The organism is Zongyangia hominis, assembly GCF_014385095.1.
Taxonomy (GTDB): domain Bacteria; phylum Bacillota; class Clostridia; order Oscillospirales; family Ruminococcaceae; genus Zongyangia; species Zongyangia hominis.
The window spans coordinates 68973-88101 of sequence record NZ_JACRTC010000003.1 but is presented as its reverse complement, the minus strand read 5'-3'; the positions used below and the strand labels follow the sequence as shown (position 1 = coordinate 88101).

Sequence of the window (19129 nt, the reverse complement as noted above, 5' to 3'; positions counted from 1 at the left end):
AAGTGGTTTCCGCTTTTTTGTTATTCATTCTCTTCTAAGCAATGCTCAATCATACTTACAACAACATTGTTAAAACTAGTGTTATTTTCTTTCGCAATGGCAGTTATCTGTTCAATCAATTTGTCTGATATATAAAGTGTCTTATAACTTGATTTTTCTTTATTCTTTGTCTTCTTAGGAATAAATGGCATGACTAGCCCTCCCTGTGTTTGTCTTATTGTAAAACAAACCAGAAAAATAAAATACAACAGAAATTTCTGTTGTATTTTTACCAGTGTTTTGTTACAATAGTGAAAAACCACGCCCCATTGCGACAATATTTTTTGTATCTATTGGAATGAGGGTGTCTGCCGCTTATCCTCCCTCCATATCTTCGGCTGCTGCAACGAATGTATTTACATCGATTTGGAGGAAGATATATTACGGGAGAAACGGCTAAAACAGCTCGTCTACAAAGATTAAAAAGAGGGAAGCTATCTAGCTTTCCTCTTTTTATCTGCACAGCGCTATCCACTGGCATCCCTTGCATACTTCCTCCAGCCGTCCCGGCGCGATGACCGCTTCCTCCACCCGCTTGGCGTAGGCTTCCCAGGAGAGGACCGCGCCCTCTTTTAACCCGCACAGCTTGAGACAGGTAGCGTCGTAGTCCACCGGCTTTTGGCCCGACGCGCAGCCCTCTTCCCGCCGGTGGGGGCACGCCGCGCACAGCACGTCCGCCCCGCTGCGCAAAAAAATGGGCTGTCCCGGGTTCCGGCGAAGCTCCTCGATCACTTCGGCCATCCGTTTGACAAAGGCGGGGCTGTATCCCTTCCCTGCAAAATGGCGGATGCAAAGGCCGTGATGAGGCCTCAGCGTCACCATGCCAGCTGCTTTTTGAGCACCCGCACCACTAAAGTGGCCGCGGCGATCTTGATCGCGTCCCCGGGGAGGAAGGGCGCCACGCAGGCCAGCAGGGCGGCGGCCAACGGGGTGCCGGTGGACACCATGAACCAGGCCGTTCCCAGCAGGTAGCACAGCGCGAGGCCCGCTACCATGGCGGCCGCCGACTGCCAGGCCTTTCCGCTGCCTTTGGAGATCAGGAGGCCCGTCAGCCATGCCGCGGCGATATAGCCCGCGATATAGCCGCCGGTGGGGCCCACCAGGATGGCGACGCCGCCGGTAAACATGGCGAAAACCGGCACGCCCACCGCCCCCAGGGCCACATAAACCACCATGCTGATGGTCCCATAGACGGGTCCCAGCACGCCGCCGGCGATAAAGACCGCCAGCATGGCCAGATTGATGGGAACCGTTCCGATGGGAATGGCAAGCTGGGACAGGATGGCCGTCAGGGCCGCGAAGAGGGCGCAAAAGGTGATCTTTTGGGTACGTGATTTTGTCGTCATATCCTTTTCTCCTATTGTAAACTTTTTTATTATTTTAGTTTACAATTAGAATACGACATCTTCCGTCATTTGTCAAGAAAAAAACAAACCAAACACAACCGCTGGTTAAGAAAATCGGAGCTTTACTTAAATTGGCCTCCATTGCGCGTTGGGGCCGCTCCTGGTATGATAAGGACAAAGAAAAGGAGGAGGACATCATGATTCTTGCCATCGGTTCCACCATTGCCCGGCTCAGGAAGGAGCGGGGACTCACCCAGGAGCAGCTGGCCTCGGCCGTGGGGGTTTCCGCCGCCGCGGTGTCCAAATGGGAGTCGGCGGGGGCCTACCCCGACATCACGCTCATTTCCCCCATCGCCCGCTTTCTGGGGACCACCGCCGACGCGCTGCTGGGCTTTGTGCCGGATTTGACGGCGGAAGAGGTCATGGAAAGGAGCCGCCGGTGCGCCCAGGTCTTTGAGGAGGAATCCGCCGAGGCGGGGCTCGCGCTATGCCGGAGCTATCTCCGGGAATATCCCAACAGCCACTTTCTCAAATTCCGGCTGGCGGGGCTGCTGCCCGTCTATCTGCCCCAGTGCAAGGAGGAAGCGCAGCGGCAGGAGATGTTTGCCCTTGCAAAGGAGCTCTTGTCGGATGCCAGAGAGAGCGACGACGCCAAGGTGAGCCAATCGGCGACGCTGCTTTTAGCAAGCCTTCTCACCGCCGAGGAGCCGGAGCGGGCGGAAGCGCTCCTCGGCGAGCTTCCCCGGCAGGAGGCAAATCCCGACATGATGCTCATCGGTATCTATCTGAGCAAAGGGGATCTGACCGCCGCTAAGAAGGCCTGCGGGCAGCTTCTCTACGCAAGGCTCAGCGACGCGAACCTCTGCCTGATGAGTCTCTACACCATCGCCAAACGGGAAGAGGACTGGGACCGGGCGCTCGTCCTTCTCCAAAAGCAGCGGGAGCTTCTCACCTGTGTGGGACTCACGGAGACCTCCCTCCCCAACCATCTGCTGACTCTGGCCGAATGTCACGCCCTGCGCGGGGAGGAGGAGAAATCCTTGGCCGCTCTGGAAGAGCTGGCGGCCTTCCTGCCCCAGTGGGGGGACCTGCTCGCCGCCCTCGAGGAGAATCCCCTCTTCGACGGCTGTGAATTTACAAGCGCCGTCTTTTCCCCCGACTATGTGAAGAAAAACTTGGCTTCGGTCCTCCGCCTAAACCCCGCCTTTTCCACTCTCTCCCATCATCCCCGTTTTTTAGCGGTGCAGCAGGCACTGGACGCGTTGTAAACTCAATGGCGGGAAACGCGGACCCAACTGTAAAGCCCCGGCGCTCCTCCTCGGAAGCGCCGGGGCTTTTGCTGTCAGCGGCAGGAAACGGCGCCCAGCACCTCCCCGATCTTGCCGGAAATGAGCAGGTCGGCACTCTGGTCCATGGGGGTGGGAGACTTGTTGATGACCACCAACTTCCCGCCCCGGTAGTACCGCAGCAGTCCCGCCGCCGGGTAGACCGCCAGGGAGGTGCCGCCGACGATGAGCATATCCGCGCCCGCGATAAGCTCCACCGACTGCTGGAGGGTGTCGCTGTCCAGGCTCTCCTCATAGAGGACCACGTCGGGCTTGACCATCCCGCCGCAGGAGCACCGGGGAATGCCGGCGGCGTCCCGGACATAGGCGGCGTCATAGAATTTGCCGCACCGCATACAGAAGTTGCGGTGGATACTGCCGTGGAGTTCCAACACCCGCTTGCTCCCCGCCGCCTGGTGGAACCCGTCGATGTTCTGGGTGATGACGGCGCTGAGCTTCCCGCACGCCTCCAGCTCAGAAAGCTTCCGGTGGGCCGCGTTGGGGCTTGCGTCCAGACAGAGCATCTTTTCCTTGTAGAACTTGTAAAAGGCCTCCGGGTTCTCCACAAAAAAGCTGTGGCTGATGATGGTCTCAGGGGGGTAGTCGTACTTTTGGTGGTAGAGCCCGTCCACGCTGCGAAAGTCCGGGATGCCGCTTTCGGTGGAGACCCCCGCCCCGCCAAAGAATACAATGCGCCCGCTCTCGTCGATCATTTGTTGCAATGCGCTTTGTTTGTCCATGCTTGACACCTCCATCCGCCGGTATTTCCCGGCGCTGTTTACCGGGGAGTTCCTCCCGGCTATATGTTCCTGATATTCCCCCATTTTCCTCTAGCAAACGCACCGGCGTGTGGTACAATGGGGCTGAGGTGATCTTTATGAATCTTCCCCTGTCCCGGGTGGAGCACACCCTTCCGCCCGTATATGACGCCCATTCCCGGGTGCTCATTCTGGGCACCATGCCCTCCCCCAAGTCCCGGGAGGCCGGATTTTACTATTCCCATCCCCAAAACCGGTTCTGGAAGGTGATGGCGCGGCTCTTAAACGCCCCGCTGCCCCAGACAAATGAAGAAAAGAGAGCCCTCCTGCTCTCTTCCCATATTGCTTTGTGGGACGTGCTGTCCTCCTGCCTCATCGCGGGGGCGGACGACGGCTCCATCCGGGAGCCTCGGCCCAACGACATCGCCGGGCTCTTAACGCGCGCGCCCATCGCCGCCGTCTATACCACCGGCGCCAAGGCCGCCGCCCTCTACCGGCGGCTCATTCTACCCCAGACAGGCGTGGAGGCCGCCACCCTACCCTCCACTAGTCCCGCCAACTGCCGCTATCACAACCTGGACACCCTCACCGAAGCCTACCGCGTCATCCTTCCCCACCTGCACCTACCGGTGCGGGAAGACGCGCTCTGAGTTTTGTTCGAGGCTTCGGTGCGAGGCACACGCTTATGGTGCAACGAGCCTCGGCGCGGCATGTCTGCGGCAACTCGCCGTACCGCTGGAAGACGGCCCTGAGTTTTGTAAGGGCCACTGCCGAAGATCGCATTTATGATTTCAATTACGTCCCAGCGCGGCTAACCCCAGCGGAAGCTGGTCTTTTTCAGGTAGTACATGTCCACGCACTGCTCCCCCTCGTCGATGATGGGTTCGGGGTAGTTATCCACAAAGAAGTTTTCCAACACATGGTCAAACTGAAAGCCGCACTCTTCATAGAAAAGGAAGGGGCCGGAATCAAAGCCGCCGGTCCCCACCCAGAGGGTGTCCGCTTCTTTCGGCAGGCGGCGCTCCACCTCCTCGATGAGGAGGGTGCCGATCCCTCTGCGCCAAAATCTTGGGGCCACCGCCACGTTCTTAATTTCCCACTCCCGGCCGCCTTCCAGCGGTACGGCGATGATGACACCGGCGGGCTCCCCGTCGCCGTACACCGCCACCATGATACCTTGATGGAGATATTTTTCCACCATCGTTTCCTCCGGATCGGCCAGCAGAAGAAGCGGCATCCACTCCTCCCGGTTTTCCTTGACTTCTTCTACGCTCAGCTGCATATCTGCTCCTTTCCAGAGGACCCTAGTCCTTCCAGTTCCACCACTTGAGTTTTTCGGGATCGGGGTGCTCGGTCTCGGCAAAGTAGACCGCGCACCGGTAGACGTAGAGTACGCACCGGTCCACCTGACACCCCTCGATGAGGCACCACCGGTCATAGAGCTCCTGGGGATCCTGGCCCCGCAGCTCCTCCACCGAATGAAACCCCATGATCTTAAAGCTCTCCGCTATCTTCTTTCCCACGCCGGGGATCTTTTGCAGATCTGTCGCCATGATTTGCTCCTTTCGGTTTTACGACTCGTCCCCCTGCCTGCGAATCATCCGGTATCCCACGCCGATGTGGGTCTGGATGTACCGGGGATTTGACGGGTCCTTTTCTATTTTCTTGCGCAGGGTGGCCATAAACACACGCAGGGAGGGGACATCGCTTTCTAGCACATTGACCCAGATGGATTTGAGAATGTAATTGTGGGTGAGCACTTTGCCCAAGTTTTTAGCAAGCAAACACAACAGCTTATATTCGATGGGGGTCAAGTGGACTTCCCTGTCCTCCACATAGACACAGCCGGCGCTGTAATCAATTTTGAGCCCGCCGTTTTGAAAGACCGCGTCCTCCCCCGCCCCGGAATTGTCGTAGCTCATCTTGCGGATGGCCACCCGGATGCGGGCGAGCAGTTCGTCGACAGAGAAGGGCTTGGTGAGATAGTCGTCGGCTCCCGCGTCCAGCGCCTCGATCTTGTCCCGGTCCTCGCTCCTGGCGCTGACCACGATGATGGGGCACCGGCTCCAGCCCCGGACCTTTTCGATGATCTCCACCCCGTCCATGTCGGGCAGGCCCAGATCGAGAATGATGATGTCGGGACGCCCCGACACCGCCTCCAATATGGCCGCCTCCCCGGTCCCTGCCGCCCGGTAGAGATAGCCGTGGGCCTCTAAGGTCGTGGTGATGAGATTTCGCACCGCCTTGTCGTCCTCCACCACTAAAATTGATATTTTATGCATTCGAAAACGCCTCCTCCGCTTGCAGGGTAAAGCCGATGACGGTCCCATGGGGCAGGTTGTCCTTTACATAGATCTCCCCGCCGTGGGCTTCCACAATAGATTTGCACAGGGAGAGCCCCAGGCCAAGGCCCCGGCGGCTGTCCCCCCGGTTATTGTCGATGGTAAAAAACATGTCGAAGAGCCGGGCCTTGTCCCGATCCGAGATGCCTCCGCCGGTGTCCGCCACCTCAAACACCGCCTTTTCCCCCTCCCGTCGCGCCGATACCGTGATGGCGGAACCAGCGGGAGTATATTTGATGGCGTTATTGACGATATTGATGATCACCTGGACCATAAGTCCCGCGTCGGCCGGCACCATGAGCAAGGAATCGGGGATGTCCACGGCGATATGGTGTTCCCCCGCCTGGCGGCTGAGATGGCGCAGTGCCTCGGCGACGATCTCCTCGCACAGCTCGGGCTGGCGGCGGATTTCCATGGTGCCGTTGTCGATATGGGTCACTGACAGTAGATTTTCCACTAGGCTGATGAGCCACATGGCGTCGTCGTAGATGTCCCCATAGATTTTGTGCCGGGCCCCTTCCTCGAAGCGCGCCCCGTCGGAAAGCAGGATGGACGCGTTACCCGAAATGCTGGTCAGCGGCGTGCGCAGGTCATGGGAAATGGCCCGCAAGAGGTTAGAGCGCAGCCGCTCCCGCTCGGCCTGCATGGAAATTTCCTTTTGGATTTCCCCGAGCCGGTACTTTTCCAGCGCAAAGCCGATCTCGCTTTGCAGGCCTTGGAGCAAGGAGAGGTCCATGGGGTCCACCTGCTCCCCCTCTCCCAGGACCACCCCCACCACGGCCAGCACCTGGTCGCCGCTGCAAACGGGGAAGTAATAGGCCATGGCGCCGGGGCATACCTCGGTGGTGCGCCCCGCCGGCTCTTGGGAGCCCAGCACCCGCGCGGCCGTCTTCTCCTCCTCCGCGGACAAAAGGCCGCCGGGGGCTTCCTCCACTCCCGCGGGGGAAAGCAGCACCGGCCGCGCGAGGGCGGCGTCGGACACTGGATAAAAGACGATGGTCCGGTCGAGCAGGCGGCAGAGCTGGGCGGAGGAGACCTCCACAATGTCGTCGAGGCTCGCCGCCCGCTGGAGCTTCTGGCTGGTATCGAGGAGCACCGCCATGCGGTGGGCGCTGCGGGCCTGGGCTCTCGCCTGCCGCCGCACCCTCAGGGTCAGGGTGCTGGTGATCAGGGAAATGATAAACATGATGATAAAGGTCACCGGATATTCGGCGCCCTGGGCAACAAAGGTGAAACGGGGGACGGTAAAAAAGAAGTTGAAAGCCAATACCGCTATAAGGGAGGAGGCAGCCCCGTAGCCCCGGCCGCTGCACTGGGTGGAAATGAGCAGCACACCCAGGATATACAGGGCCATGATGATGGCCTTGCTAAAGCCCAGGTGCTCAAACCCCAAGCCCAATAGGGTGGCCAAAGCCATGATGAAAAGCAGTTTACCGGTATCCTCCAAATTGATCCCCGGCAGATAGTCTTTCTCCACTGGACCCCCGGAAAAGGGGAGGGTCTCACGGCGCCCAAACCCTCTGCCCTTGCCTTGTCTCTCCCCCAAAGGCCTGTCTTTTTTCCCGGCCCGGGCGGCCCTTTCTCCGAGGCGCTTACCCCTTTCTGCCGATGGGTTGGACCCGTGGGGGAGGGGGCTCTTTTGTCCTTCGCGGGGCCCGGCTTCGTTTGGAGACGGGACATCCCTCCCTGCGGCCAGGGCGGCCCCTTCTCCGAGGCGCTTGCCCTCCCTTTGTGACGGGGCCGCGGCTTCCTTCGCTCTAGCGGCCGATGCGCATTTTTTCATCCTATTCCCCCCCTTTTTGCCCATGCCGGATTCTTTGTCATTATTATCCCACAAAAGGCCCGGTGATGCAATTGTCAAAGCGGCCCCGGCCATCCTTTTCCCCCGAAGCCCCTTGCCCTTTTCCTCCCGGCGCATTACAATGGGGCTTAAGAGAAAAGGAGGTCACGACCATGCCCTGTCCGTCCCAGAAGCTCCACGAGGAATCCCCCCTCTCCATCGTCCCCTACGAGGACCGGTATGCCGACGCCCTTTCTTCCCTCATCCGCCGCAATTTCCGACAGGTCAACAGCCGCGACTATCCCTGTGAGGAGATCGAGCGGCTCTGCGCCCGCCACACCCCCGAGGATGTCCGCATCCTGATGGGGGAGGGGAGCAGCCTGGTGGCGCTGCGGGACACTGTTCCAGTGGGCTGCGCCCGTCTCCTCCCCGACCGGGAGGATGCGGGAACTTACGGGCTGTACACCGTCTTTGTGGACCCGGATTTCCATGGCAAGGGGGTGGGGCGGCTCCTCCTCCAAAGGCTGGAGGAAAAAGCCCGGGCCCTGGGCGGCAAAAAGGTGGTGCTCGCGTCCTCTCTCACCGCCCGCGGCTTTTATGAGCGGCTGGGCTACCGGGCGGTTCACCCCGGGGAAGGCCCGGACTCTTCCGGGCTCATTCCCATGGAAAAGGTCCTCTAAAAGGGCCCCGACTTTCCGGCATCGAAAAAGCGGGGCCTCGAAAAAAAACGCCTGTCCACAGCGGACAGGCGTTTTCTACTGGATCATTGGTAGAGACGGGGGCTTCGCGCGGAAACGCGCTGTGCCCCGCATGTGCACAGAAACAGCGGTAGGCTTGGAAACCGGGTGTGCTGCATCCCCTGCCGCGGGAAGTACCCGCACATCCGCCCTTCCGCTGCAAGGCCCAATCATCTTCGGCGATATAGGTTACAGCTTCGCTTCCCACTCGGCCGGGCGAAAGCCCACCAGCACGAAGTCCTCCCCGATAACGAGGGGGCGCTTGACGAGCATCCCGTCGGTGCCGAGCAGCGCCAACTGCTCCTCCTCACTGAGGGTGGGGAGCTTGTCCTTGAGCCCCAGGGCCTTGTATTTGAGCCCGCTGGTATTAAAAAAGCGCCGCAGCGGCAGGCCGCTTTTCTTCCACCAATCCCGCAGTTCCTCCGGGGCCGGGTTTTCCTCCACAATGTGCCGGCTAGTAAAGTCCACACCCCGCTCCTCCAGCCAGCGCCTGGCCTTCTGGCAGGTGGAGCACTTGGGATATTCCACAAATAAAACGCTCATATTTATCCTTCCTCCCCGCAAAGATTATTCCGCCAGCGAGCGCAGGGCGTCGCCGGTGAGCCGGTGGACGGTCCACTCGCTCATGGGCACGGCGCCCATGGCCTTATAAAAGCGGATGGAGGGGATGTTCCAGTCCAAGCACGCCCATTCCATCCTCCCGCAGTCCCGCTCCACCGCCAGCCGGGCCAGCGCCGTGAAGAGGGCCCGTCCAAAGCCCTTGCCCCGGACTTCCGGGCGCAAATACAAATCCTCCAGATACAGCCCCGCCTTCCCCAAGAAGGTGGAGAAATTGTGGAAAAACAAAGCGAACCCCACCGGTTCCCCCCGGTATTCGGCGATGAGCACCTCCGCGTGGTGTCCCACAAACAGGGAGTCACGGAGGGTTTCCTCGGTGGCCACCACCTGGTCCTCCATCTTCTCATAGGCGGCCAGCTCGGTGATGAGCCGCAAAATGAGGCCCACGTCCTCCTCCCCGGCAAACCGGATGGAAAAATCCTGCAAATTCGTCCGCAAAGGGTCTTTCATCCTCCTCGCTCCTTCCCGTTTCTTACAAATTCTTGGCGTAAATTTCCGTATATACAAGCCTGCCGCCCGCAAATTCCGACTTCATGAGACTGATTTTCCGCACCGGCATCTCCATGACCGGAATGCTGGCGGTGAAGGCCGCCCGGTCGAAATCGGGGCGCAGATGGATGCGCCGCCCCAAGGTCAGGTGGGGGGTAAACTCCTTGTCCTCCACCCCAAAGCCCCGCTCCCGCAGGGCGGCAGTCAGCTGACGCTGGATATCCACAAGGGTCGGGTCCAGCCGGGCCCCCGCCCACCAGATGTCTCCGTCGTTGCGGCGGAACCGTCCCGCCCCGCCGATCATCAGCGAGAAGGGCTGTGCTTTTATGCTGTCCAGCGCCGCCTTGACCGCCGAGAGACGGGAGGTCTCTCCGATAAACGAAAGGGTCAGATGCATGTTTTCCCGCCGGGTGAAGCTGCCGGTCAGGGAGCTTTCCGCCAGGGATTTGGCCATGGCGCACAGCTTGTCCTTGATCTCCCTTTCCAGGGTCACCGCAATAAACAGACGCATAGCCGTCCTCCTATCTGAGCTCTCGCTCCGCGCGGATGATCTGGGCCTGGGTATTTGTCTCAATGAGATCAACCAGGGCTTCCCAGATGCTGTCGTTTTGCCCGGCGTCCGCGGCAATCCAGGCAAAACCCAATTCCATGAGCTGGTGCTTGTCCTGGCTCCCCGTCTCCGCCGCCGAGACGCCCAAGCGCTGTCTCGCCTTGGCGAGGAGGCTTTTTACCTCCCGCCGCTTTTCCTTGAGGGAGTGGACCCACGGCGCGTGCAGGGTGATAACTGCTGATGAAACGACCATCGGTTTTTCCTCCCTTCGATCTTTGTTTCTATTATAGTCCAATCCCGTGAAAACCGCAAATCTTCGTCTTGCGCCCCCTGGAAAGATCGGGTACAATAGGGCTACGACCATGCCGCGGCGTCAGATCCCGGCTTTGGGCCCGGACGCGGGGAGAGAAGCTCCGCCAGGCCGACCTCGGTTTTCGGGGGTGTCGGGATGCGGGACCCGCCTCTCTCGAGGACGGACACCGGCTCTGCGGGGCCGCTCTTTTGCTCGGCGCTATAGCGTGCCGGGCAAAATCATATAAGACGCCATGCATTTTCTCCGGACGGGCGGCTCAAAAGCCCAGCGCCGGACAGGCAAACATCAAAGAAAGGAGGCGGGGCGCATGAACAAGGTCATCGGCATCTTGGCCCATGTGGACGCGGGAAAGACCACCTTTTCCGAACAGCTCCTCTACCACACCCACGCCATCCGCGCCCTGGGCCGGGTGGACCGGGGGGACGCCCATCTGGACACCCACCCACTGGAACGGGAACGGGGCATCACCATCTTTTCCGGCGTGGCCTCCTTCTCCTACGAGGGGGACACCTACACGTTGGTGGACACCCCCGGACACGCCGACTTTTCCGCCGAGATGGAGCGCGCCCTCTCTGTGATGGACGGGGCCATCCTCCTCATCAGCTGCGCCGAGGGCGTGGACGCTCACACCGAAGCCATCTGGCGGCTCCTGCGGCGGCGGAAAATTCCCACCTTTCTCTTTCTCAACAAAACCGACCGGGTGGGGGCCGACCCCGCCCGCACCCTCGAGGAGCTGCGGGCCCGGTTTTCCCCCGCGGTTTTCTCCCTGGACGGCGCCTTTGACGGGGAACGGCTATCCGGCGCGCCCTTAGAAGAGGTTATCAGCCAGGACGACGATCTCCTGGCCCGGTATTTCAGCGGGGAGGACGTGGGAAGGGAGGCGGTGACGCTCACCCGGCGGCTAGTAAAGGAATGCCGCTTCTTCCCCTGCCTTTCCGGTAGCGCCCTGCAGGACGAGGGAATCGACGCCTTTCTCCGAGCCCTGCACGCCCTCACCGAGACGTCCTATCAGGAAGAGGGGCCGCCCGCCGGGCGGATCTATCAAATCCGCCACGACGCCAAGGGAAACCGCCTGTGCTTTGTAAAGCTCACCGGCGGCGTCCTGCGGGTCCGGGACGAGATCGGCGGGGAGAAGATCACCGCCATTCGCCGCTATGCCGGGGACCGGTTCGAGGCGGCGGACACCGCCCGGGCCGGGGAGCTTGTCGCCGTCACCGGCCTCTCCCTCCCGGCAGGCCGGGGCTTTGGCGGGGAACCGGACGCCATGCCTCCCAACGTGACCCCCATGCTCAGCGCCCAGGTCCTCTTTGACCCGGCCCTCCCCGCGCCCGAGGTGGTGCGGTGTTTTAGGGAGCTCGCAGACGAGGACCCGGCACTGGCTGTGCGGTGGGACGCCCGGCTGAGGGAACTGAGCGTGCAGATCATGGGCGTGGTGCAATTGGAGGTCTTGGAGGCCCTCTGCCGGGAGCGGTTCGGTCTCTCCGTTTCCTTCGGCCCCAGCCGGGTCCTTTACAAGGAGACGGTGGACGCGCCGGCGACGGGCTACGGCCATTTTGAGCCGCTGCGCCACTACGCCGAGGTGCATCTGCGCCTCACCCCCGGCGCGCCGGGAAGCGGTATTGTCTTTGAAAGCCTGTGCTCCACCGACGTCCTGGACCTCAACTGGCAGCGTCTCATCGGCACCCATGTGCTGGAAAAGGAGCACCGTGGCGTCCTCACCGGCGCGCCGCTGACCGACGTGAAGATTTCCCTCCTCACAGGCCGCGCCCATCTCAAGCACACCGAGGGCGGCGACTTTAGAGAGGCCACCTACCGGGCCATCCGCCAGGGGCTCATGGGGGCAAAAAGCGTCCTACTCGAGCCCATCACCGCCTTTGTCATCGAGGTATCTCCCCAGGACGTGGGTAGGGTCCTCTTTGACATACAGCGGATGTCCGGCGAGACCGAACCTCCCCTCCCCGACGGCGGCAGAACGATCATCCGGGGCCGGGCGCCCGCCGCCTGTCTCATGGACTACCCCCGGGAGCTCATTTCCTTCACGAAGGGCGCGGGGCGCATCAGTATGCGCTTTGACGGTTACGCCCCCTGCCACAACGCCGAAGAGGTCATCGCCCAGGCGGGCTACGACCCCGAGCGGGACTTGGAAAACACCCCCGATTCAGTCTTTTGTTCCCACGGGGCGGGGTATCCGGTCAAATGGAACGAGGTGGAAAACCACATCCACTGCAAATAAAAGGGCTTACAGACCCGCGAAAGGGGAACTACCGATGAAAGACTACCGGCGCTCCTACCCGCTCTTTTCCCTGTGCGGGCTAAATTGTGGGCTGTGTCCCATGCGCCTTGGCGGCTACTGCCCCGGCTGCGGCGGCGGGGAGGGGCACCAGCCCTGCGCCGTCATCCGGTGTGGCAGGGATCACGGCAATCCGGCGTACTGCTATGAGTGCGCCGCCTTCCCCTGCCCCCGCTTGGAGGAGCTCTCGGCTTACGATTCCTTCCTCACCCACCGCCGCATGATTGCCGACCTGCAAAGGGCCAAGGAAATCGGCATCGATGCCTACCAGTTGGAACTCGCTGAGAAAATCCGCATCCTGGACAGGCTGCTGGCCCGGTATAACGATGGGCGTAAGAAGACCCTCTTCTGCCTCGCCGTCACCCTCTTTGACCTCAAAACCCTGGAAAAAGTGATGGCAAAGCTCGAAAAGGAAGCCGGGGAGGACATGTCTCTTAAAGAGCGGGGCGCTCTGGCGGCGCGTTACTTCCAGGACGCGGCCAAAGAGAGGGGCATTGAACTCAAGCTCCACAAAAAGAAAAAATAGGCTGTGAAGAAATCAAGAACCCCGGGAGAAAGCTTTCGCTTTCTCCCGGGGTTTGCCGCGTGATATGGATGAAACGGCCCGATTGCCGTGCCGCCTCGGTACATTAGGCCGGGACAACGGCCGGGGCCGTTTCAATGCGCTAAGAGCCCGCGCGAATGGATAGGGGCCCTCCGGGCAGGCGGACGGAAAAAACGAGGCGCGCTGTCAGCAGGAGGGCAGTCCCACCCGCCGCCCCGTGGGCAGTCCCCGGACCTCTTACAGCAGGATGCGGCGCTCGTTTGCAAAGATGCCCGCATACTGCTTCATGCCGAAGCGGCGGGTGAAGAGCTCGCACTTGCACAAAAAGAGGTAGTAAATATTGAGCCCGCACTCGTGGAGGGTCTCGAAGTTGCCCTGTCCCTTGGCGATGATCACATCGGCCCCGGTGAGGGCGTCCCTTGCCTCCCCCGAGAGGAAGGGCAGATAGGTGCCCGGCAGGGCGACGCCGCTGCCCATGACCGGCACCACGTCCGTGAGCCCCACCTCTTCGGCGTCGATGAGGGTGGCGTCGTTGATGGTCTCCGCCCCCCGGACGACGGCGGTGATGGAAAGGCCGGGATAGCGGCGCTTTAGCTCCTCGATGAGGAGCTTGTCGGCCACGATCTCCCCGCAGTTATCCGTCAAGTAGACAAGCCTCTCGGCTTTCTCCAAGTCCGCGAGAAAGGCCGCGTAGGTGCCGGGGTCCAGTTCCTCCTCCAGCGCCCGGTCGAGGAGCCCCTCCAGCACCTCCTTGTCCACGTTTTCCATCGCGCCAAAGTCGATGTAGTTGCCCACCCGGGCGTAGCGCATGGCGGCGGACAGCGGATCCTTCGCGGCGGCGATCTTCTCCCGCAAATCCGGCTCGGTTAAAAGCATCAGGCGGTTATAGCCTTTGTTAATCTCCCGGAAGCTGGGCGTCGCCCCCAGCATCTCCTCCCCGAGCTCCTTGAGGTAGACCGACGCCACGGGCGCGGGCTCCCCGCTGTGCTCGGAAAGCAGCCCCAGCACGCGGACCATATATTCTTTTTTGAGCGTCTCGTCGGAGAGCGGGCGGATTTTTTCCTCCTCCCGCCGGACGATGCAGCTAATACAGGATGCGTTGAGATTCATGGATGTCCCTCCCCTTTTCTTGTCCTTCTATGATACCCGTTCTCCCCCTTTTTTGCAAGGGTGGGACGACTGCGCGTCAAAAGGCCCCCGGAACATTCCAGGGGCCTTTTCGTTTTATTTGCGGATGTCCAGGAGCTTCTGTTTGAGCTCGCCTTCCAGCCGTCCCAGTTCCAGTTCGGCGGCCCGGCGCTTCTCCCGGCCCTCGTCCTGGATGCGGATGACCTCGTCCAGGGTGGTGATCAGGTTCTCGTTGGTGTGCTTGAGGGTCTCGATGTCCACGATGCCCCGCTCGGACTCCTTGGCCGTCTCGATGGTGGCCATCTTGAGGGTCTCGGCGTTTTTGCGCAGCAGCTCGTTGGTCATGTTGGTGACCTCCCGCTGGGCTTCCGCCGCCTGCTGGGAGTGGGCGACTCCCAGCGCCAGCACCATCTGGCTCTTCCACAAAGGGATGGTGTTGACCAGGGTGGACTGGATTTTGTCCGACATCAGGGTGTCGTTGCTCTGCACCAGGCGAATCTGGGGAGCCATCTGGATGGAGATCATCCGGGTCAGCTCCAGATCGTGGATTTTCTTTTCAAAGCGGTTGCACAGGGCGGACAGGTCGTTGGCCGCCTGGGCGTCCTCGGGCAGCCCCGTCTGATGGGCCCGCTCGGTGAGGGCGGGCAGGTCCTTCTCCCGCACTTCGTTGAGTTTTTTCTTGCCCGCCAGGATGTACATGGAAAGCTCTTTAAAATAGACCTTGTTGAGCTCGTACATCTTGTCGAGCATGGCCACGTCTTTGAGCAGCTGGACCTGGTGGTTTTCCAGCACCGTGCAGATCTTGTCCACGTTGGCTTCCGCCTTGTCGTACTTAGCCTTCATGGCGGTGATTTTATTGGAGGAGCGCTTAAAGAAGCCGAAGAAGCCCTTCTCGTTTTCCTCCACGTCAAAGCTCTTGAGCTCGGTGACCACACCGGAAATCAGCGTTCCAATTTCGCCCAAATCCTTGGTGCGGACGTTGCCCAGCGCCGTCTCGGAAAAATCGGCGATCTTCTTTTGGGCTCCGGCGCCGTATTGCAGCACCATATTGGAGTTGGAAAGCTCGATTTTTTCGGCAAAATCGGCCACCATTTTGCGCTCCTCCTCGGTGAGGGCGCTTTCATCGAGCACCGCCGTCTCGGGCGATGCGGCGGGCGTAATCTCCACGGCGGCGGCAGGGGCGGGGGCCTCCTCGCCGAAGGGGTCCAGGGTCAGGCTGGGGATGTTGTTCTCTTCGCTCACTTACAGTTCCTCCTTTGGGCGTTGCCCTTGTGTTCCGCCCCTGATGGGCGAAAGGCTTTCTCTTTTCTATCGGCCGTCGGCGGAATGGGAGCCGAACTTCTGTCCGGTCAGTCCCTCCTGGGCCAGCATGGTCTCCAATGCGGAAATATCGGTGGAAATATCCAGCGCGTCGTCTTCAAACAGGCCGTCGAGCAGGTTCTCGAAGGCGAGATTGATGGTGTCCAAGGTCTCCTCGATCTCCTTTTTGGCCGAGAGGATATTCTCCCCCTGGACCGGCTGGCCGTCAAAGTCACGGTAAGCCCCCACCAGCTTGAGGGTGATGGGCAGATAATAGCTCATAAATTTGCGGATATCGGGGAGCTTTTTGGGGTGGCCCTCCACATATTCAAAGATCTTGGCGGTCACTTCTTCCAGCCTGTCCAGCTTTTGGGAGATGATCTCCCCGGGAATGGCGTCGTTGGCCCGGCGGATTTCCTCCCGGTAACGGGCGCCCTCGGCCAGCATTTCCTGTAAAGCGGCGGCCTCGGGGTCCTTCTCCCGCAGCTCTCTGGCCCGGCGCTCCTCCTCTTCAATCTCCTTGAGATGGCGTTGGGTCTCCAGATACTGGGCGTAGGTGGCCTCGTCGGTCATCAGACAGGTCTTCTGCTCGTCCAAATGCCCCTGGGGGAACAGGCGGTCCTTTATCATCTTTTCCAGGTCCTTGACAACAAATTCCACCCGCTCGCCCACGCTGTCGGCCAGCTCCTTGATCGAGCAGTAGGTGCGCCCGTTCAACACCTTCTGGTACTGCCGGTACCGTTTAAACCGGCCCCGCAGATGGTTCCCCCTTCCCATCAGCACCAACCCTATGGCAAAGGCGGGGCCCAGTATGACGAGGGGAGACAGGCTGACCATGGTGCCGATGAGGAAATTATAGACGCTCCAGCAGATCAAAAACCCGAAAACACAGGTAAGAATCATACCGAAGGCCAAGAAAAACGCGCCCAAATCGGTGCTGGATTTTCCCTGGGCGTAGGGCGCCACCTGCCGGTTCATCACCGGCGGGCGGTAGGGGGGCTGGTAATTTTTCGCCTGCTGTCTGGGAGGCCGGGGCCTCGACCAACGCTGGTAGGACTGCTGGTAGCTTTGCTTCCACTGCCATGGCTCCCGGGGTGGCTGCTGACCGCCCGGAGCGCCCGGACCCGGACCTCCTTGCTGGAAATTGCCCGGCCCAAAGGGGTCATAGCGCGGATCGGGTGGAGGCGGGGGCGTATAAGGCGGTCGGCTGATATTCTGCACCGCCGAATGGATGGAATCCTTTAAGTCTTCAAAGTCACTGGAGTTGAGCACATTGCGCACGGCTCTGCCGATATCACGGCCTAAATTGGATAAATTGTCTTCTCTCATGCTTTCCCTCCATTGCCGGCAGCAAGGGCCGGATAATCACATTCATTATAGCCTATTGGAAGAAAAATAACAATAAAAAGGTGGCCCGTCAAAAAAAGATAACAATTCGTCCAAATTTTCCCCCGCTGCTTTCGCTCCGCCGCCTAGCCCAGCCGACGGCAATGGTTGGCGAAACGCCATCACTGCGCCTTCAGCCCGCTGCCTTGGGGCGCAAAGGGCTCGTGAACCTTGAGCGAAATAAGGCGGCCCCACCGCATGGGAAGGAGACCCTGAAAGCGGGGGCCGGCCATCTCGGGTAAGGCCTGGCCCTGGGGGAGTTCGGCGTTTTTCCACAACCGCGCACGCCAAAGTTCATCCATGGACGGAAACTTAGGGGGCGGCCCGGCCCGGGGGGAGGCGCGGCCTACGTTTTCGTCCCGAGGCACGGACGCAAAAAGCCGGAGGCTCTTTCGCCTCCGGCTTTTCCTCTTTGGATTCGTTATCTGCAAGCCAGATGATAGATGGCCGCACAGGACTCTTTGGTCATGGGCAGGAAGTGGCCGATACTCCGCTGTCCGATACGCATATTCTCCACCATGGCGGGGATGTCCTCCTCCTTGGCGCCCAGCTCCGCGAAGCTCGTGGGCATGCCGATGGAGTGCCAGAACCGGCGCAGGGCGGCGATACCCGCTTTGACGGTGTTCTCGGGATGGGCAAAGTCCATCTGACAGCCCAAAACCCGGACGGCCAATTGCGCGAAGCGGCTCAGGTCGTGGTGTTGGGAGACATACTCCATCCACGCCGGGAAGATGACCGCCAGCCCCGCGCCGTGGGCGCAGTCATACAGGGCGGAGAGCTCATGCTCGATTTCGTGGCTGGCCCAGTCCTGCTCCCGGCCCACGCCGCAGATGTTATTGTGGGCCACGGTGCCCGCCCACATGATGTTGGCCCGGGCCTCGTAGTCGCCCGGATTTTCCATGACTTTGGGCACTTCGTTTAACATGGTCAGCAGGATGCCCTCGCACATCCGGTCGGTGATCTCCACGTCGGGGGTATTGGTAAAGTAACGCTCCAGCACATGCACCATGATGTCCACCGCACCGCTGGCGGTCTGGTAGGGGGGCAGGGTCATGGTCAGTTCCGGGTTCATGATGGAGAATTTGGGGCGCAGGACGTCGCTGCCGGTGCCGCGCTTAAACATGCCCTTTTCCTGGGTGATGACGGTGTCGCCGGAGGCTTCGCTGCCCGCGGCCGCGATGGTCAGGACGGTTGCCACCGGCAACGCCTTTTCCACCACGGGCCGGTTGGGATTGTCGTCGTAGAAGTCCCAAAAGTCGCCGTCGTAGGGCACGCCCGCGGCGATGGCCTTGGCCGAGTCGATGGCGCTGCCGCCGCCTACGGCCAGGATAAAGTCCACGCCCTCCTTGCGGCACAGTTCGATGCCCTCATAGACAAGGCCGCTGCGGGGGTTGGGCTGGACGCCGGACAAGGTGACATAGGTGATGCCCTCCTTGTCGAGTGATGCTTTGACCCGGTCGATGAGGCCGCTTCTCACAGCGCTGCCGCCGCCAAAGTGGAGCAGCACCCGGGTGCCGCCGAATTTTTTGACGTATGCGCCGGTGTTATTTTCTTCTCCCTTGCCAAAGACAAACATGGTGGGACTGTAAAAATTAAAGTTTTCCATCTACTTCTTCCTTTCTTCCGTCCTGATTCAAATCGAATACCGCCCATTGCGGTATATCCTTCCTCATTATATTGCAAAACCTTCCATTGGACAAGAGCGCCACAGGAAAAAGGCCCGCCTTTTATCCCCTGAACCCAAGGGCACGGTGCCTGCGGACGGTCTAGGTGCATTTTTCTCCCCTTCTTCCGCCGGGAAGGACGTCTTTCATTTTCTCGCAGGGGATGGCAGAAAGTTGGTATCGCCGAAAGTTGAGCGTCCAGAGGGGATCCCGCAATAAAAAGATGAGACGCAAAAGCGGTGGATTACCAACCGCTTTTGCGTCTCATTGGTTTGGAAAGCGCTGATCAAAAAGATACCCAGCTTTCAGCTTGTGCATAAAAAAATGCACCCCACAAAGTGAGGTGCGCGTCTTGAGAGCGGCAGTTTGCCGCTGGTGCGGGCGGTGGGACTTGAACCCACACACCGAAGTACTGGCTCCTAAGACCAGCGCGTCTGCCATTCCGCCACGCCCGCAGAAGGCTTCCTCACGGAAGAGGAAGCGCCAGTTATCACTACATTCATTATTTTATCATACAAAAA

General features: G+C 60.3%; 21 protein-coding genes and 1 tRNA gene. 5 read left to right on the top strand and 17 right to left on the bottom strand.

All coding sequences use genetic code 11. The features are described 5' to 3' along the window. Positions 1 to 20 precede the first annotated feature (20 nt). The 3 genes from H8709_RS05740 to H8709_RS05730 all read right to left on the bottom strand — a co-directional run bounded on the left by H8709_RS05740 (position 21) and on the right by H8709_RS05730 (position 1385). Positions 21 to 191 (bottom strand): hypothetical protein, encoded by a 171-nt coding sequence (locus H8709_RS05740; protein WP_262397417.1) that lies wholly within the window; start codon positions 189 to 191, stop codon positions 21 to 23. A gap of 301 nt (positions 192 to 492) precedes the next feature. Then, a complete protein-coding gene (locus H8709_RS05735; protein WP_262397416.1) occupies positions 493 to 861 on the bottom strand; it encodes a DUF1284 domain-containing protein in 369 nt (122 codons plus the stop codon). Further along, positions 855 to 1385, bottom strand: a complete 531-nt coding sequence (locus H8709_RS05730) for a biotin transporter BioY (RefSeq protein WP_262397415.1) — start codon at positions 1383 to 1385, stop codon at positions 855 to 857. The genes H8709_RS05735 and H8709_RS05730 overlap by 7 nt, the downstream gene beginning before the upstream one ends. A gap of 197 nt (positions 1386 to 1582) precedes the next feature. Here H8709_RS05730 and H8709_RS05725 point away from each other — a divergent pair, with 197 nt between their 5' ends. Then, positions 1583 to 2653, top strand: coding sequence for a helix-turn-helix domain-containing protein (locus H8709_RS05725; RefSeq protein ID WP_262397414.1), 1071 nt, complete (start codon positions 1583 to 1585; stop codon positions 2651 to 2653). 74 nt (positions 2654 to 2727) lie between these two features. Here H8709_RS05725 and H8709_RS05720 read toward each other — a convergent pair whose 3' ends face one another. Next, a complete protein-coding gene (locus tag H8709_RS05720) occupies positions 2728 to 3450 on the bottom strand; it encodes an NAD-dependent protein deacylase (protein WP_262397413.1) in 723 nt (240 codons plus the stop codon). A 137-nt stretch (positions 3451 to 3587) separates the two neighbouring features. On the opposite strand from H8709_RS05720, the gene H8709_RS05715 reads away from it, so the two are divergent. Then, entirely contained in the window at positions 3588 to 4118 is a 531-nt protein-coding gene (locus H8709_RS05715) for a DNA-deoxyinosine glycosylase (protein ID WP_262397412.1), read from the top strand. A gap of 161 nt (positions 4119 to 4279) precedes the next feature. Here H8709_RS05715 and H8709_RS05710 read toward each other — a convergent pair whose 3' ends face one another. Genes H8709_RS05710 through H8709_RS05695 form a run of 4 tightly spaced genes read right to left on the bottom strand, consistent with a single transcriptional unit; the run spans position 4280 to position 7356 of the window. Then, complete coding sequence (locus H8709_RS05710; RefSeq protein ID WP_262397411.1) at positions 4280 to 4750, bottom strand: GNAT family N-acetyltransferase; 471 nt, start codon at positions 4748 to 4750, stop codon at positions 4280 to 4282. 22 nt (positions 4751 to 4772) lie between these two features. Continuing rightward, the gene (locus H8709_RS05705; protein WP_262397410.1) at positions 4773 to 5021 is read right to left on the bottom strand and encodes a helix-hairpin-helix domain-containing protein; all 249 of its coding nucleotides are present in this window, start codon (positions 5019 to 5021) and stop codon (positions 4773 to 4775) included. Between the two features lie 18 nt (positions 5022 to 5039). Then, positions 5040 to 5750, bottom strand: a complete 711-nt coding sequence (locus tag H8709_RS05700) for a response regulator (RefSeq protein WP_262397409.1) — start codon at positions 5748 to 5750, stop codon at positions 5040 to 5042. Further along, on the bottom strand, positions 5743 to 7356 hold the full coding sequence (locus H8709_RS05695; RefSeq protein WP_262397408.1) for a DUF4118 domain-containing protein: 1614 nt from the start codon (positions 7354 to 7356) through the stop codon (positions 5743 to 5745). Before H8709_RS05695 ends, H8709_RS05700 begins: the two co-directional genes overlap by 8 nt. A 407-nt stretch (positions 7357 to 7763) precedes the next feature. Between H8709_RS05695 and H8709_RS05690 the strand changes: the two genes are divergently transcribed. Then, a complete protein-coding gene (locus H8709_RS05690; protein ID WP_262397407.1) occupies positions 7764 to 8270 on the top strand; it encodes a GNAT family N-acetyltransferase in 507 nt (168 codons plus the stop codon). 246 nt (positions 8271 to 8516) lie between these two features. Here H8709_RS05690 and H8709_RS05685 read toward each other — a convergent pair whose 3' ends face one another. Genes H8709_RS05685 through H8709_RS05670 form a run of 4 tightly spaced genes read right to left on the bottom strand, consistent with a single transcriptional unit; the run spans position 8517 to position 10237 of the window. Then, positions 8517 to 8870: an arsenate reductase family protein gene (locus tag H8709_RS05685; RefSeq protein WP_262397406.1), complete on the bottom strand. Its 354-nt coding sequence runs from the start codon at positions 8868 to 8870 to the stop codon at positions 8517 to 8519. 24 nt (positions 8871 to 8894) lie between these two features. After that, on the bottom strand, positions 8895 to 9395 hold the full coding sequence (locus tag H8709_RS05680) for a GNAT family N-acetyltransferase (protein WP_262397405.1): 501 nt from the start codon (positions 9393 to 9395) through the stop codon (positions 8895 to 8897). A gap of 22 nt (positions 9396 to 9417) precedes the next feature. Beyond that, positions 9418 to 9945: an RNA 2',3'-cyclic phosphodiesterase gene (thpR, locus tag H8709_RS05675; RefSeq protein WP_262397404.1), complete on the bottom strand. Its 528-nt coding sequence runs from the start codon at positions 9943 to 9945 to the stop codon at positions 9418 to 9420. 10 nt (positions 9946 to 9955) lie between these two features. Beyond that, entirely contained in the window at positions 9956 to 10237 is a 282-nt protein-coding gene (locus H8709_RS05670; RefSeq protein WP_262397403.1) for a DUF503 domain-containing protein, read from the bottom strand. A 367-nt stretch (positions 10238 to 10604) separates the two neighbouring features. Between H8709_RS05670 and H8709_RS05665 the strand changes: the two genes are divergently transcribed. Beyond that, positions 10605 to 12530, top strand: a complete 1926-nt coding sequence (locus tag H8709_RS05665; RefSeq protein WP_262397402.1) for an elongation factor G — start codon at positions 10605 to 10607, stop codon at positions 12528 to 12530. Between the two features lie 34 nt (positions 12531 to 12564). After that, positions 12565 to 13113 carry a DUF3795 domain-containing protein gene (locus H8709_RS05660; protein ID WP_262397401.1) on the top strand — a complete coding sequence of 183 codons (549 nt, stop codon included), beginning with the start codon at positions 12565 to 12567 and terminating at the stop codon, positions 13111 to 13113. Positions 13114 to 13368: 255 nt separating this feature from the next. Here H8709_RS05660 and H8709_RS05655 read toward each other — a convergent pair whose 3' ends face one another. From H8709_RS05655 to H8709_RS05635, 5 genes are all read right to left on the bottom strand, one after another. Beyond that, positions 13369 to 14241, bottom strand: a complete 873-nt coding sequence (locus tag H8709_RS05655; protein ID WP_262397400.1) for a damage-control phosphatase ARMT1 family protein — start codon at positions 14239 to 14241, stop codon at positions 13369 to 13371. A 114-nt stretch (positions 14242 to 14355) separates the two neighbouring features. After that, positions 14356 to 15501 carry a toxic anion resistance protein gene (locus H8709_RS05650; protein ID WP_262397399.1) on the bottom strand — a complete coding sequence of 382 codons (1146 nt, stop codon included), beginning with the start codon at positions 15499 to 15501 and terminating at the stop codon, positions 14356 to 14358. Positions 15502 to 15567: 66 nt separating this feature from the next. Then, complete coding sequence (locus H8709_RS05645) at positions 15568 to 16887, bottom strand: 5-bromo-4-chloroindolyl phosphate hydrolysis family protein (protein WP_262397398.1); 1320 nt, start codon at positions 16885 to 16887, stop codon at positions 15568 to 15570. A 478-nt stretch (positions 16888 to 17365) separates the two neighbouring features. Next, the gene (locus H8709_RS05640; RefSeq protein ID WP_262397397.1) at positions 17366 to 18550 is read right to left on the bottom strand and encodes an iron-containing alcohol dehydrogenase; all 1185 of its coding nucleotides are present in this window, start codon (positions 18548 to 18550) and stop codon (positions 17366 to 17368) included. 431 nt (positions 18551 to 18981) lie between these two features. Continuing rightward, positions 18982 to 19063 (bottom strand) — tRNA-Leu (locus H8709_RS05635). Positions 19064 to 19129 lie beyond the last annotated feature (66 nt).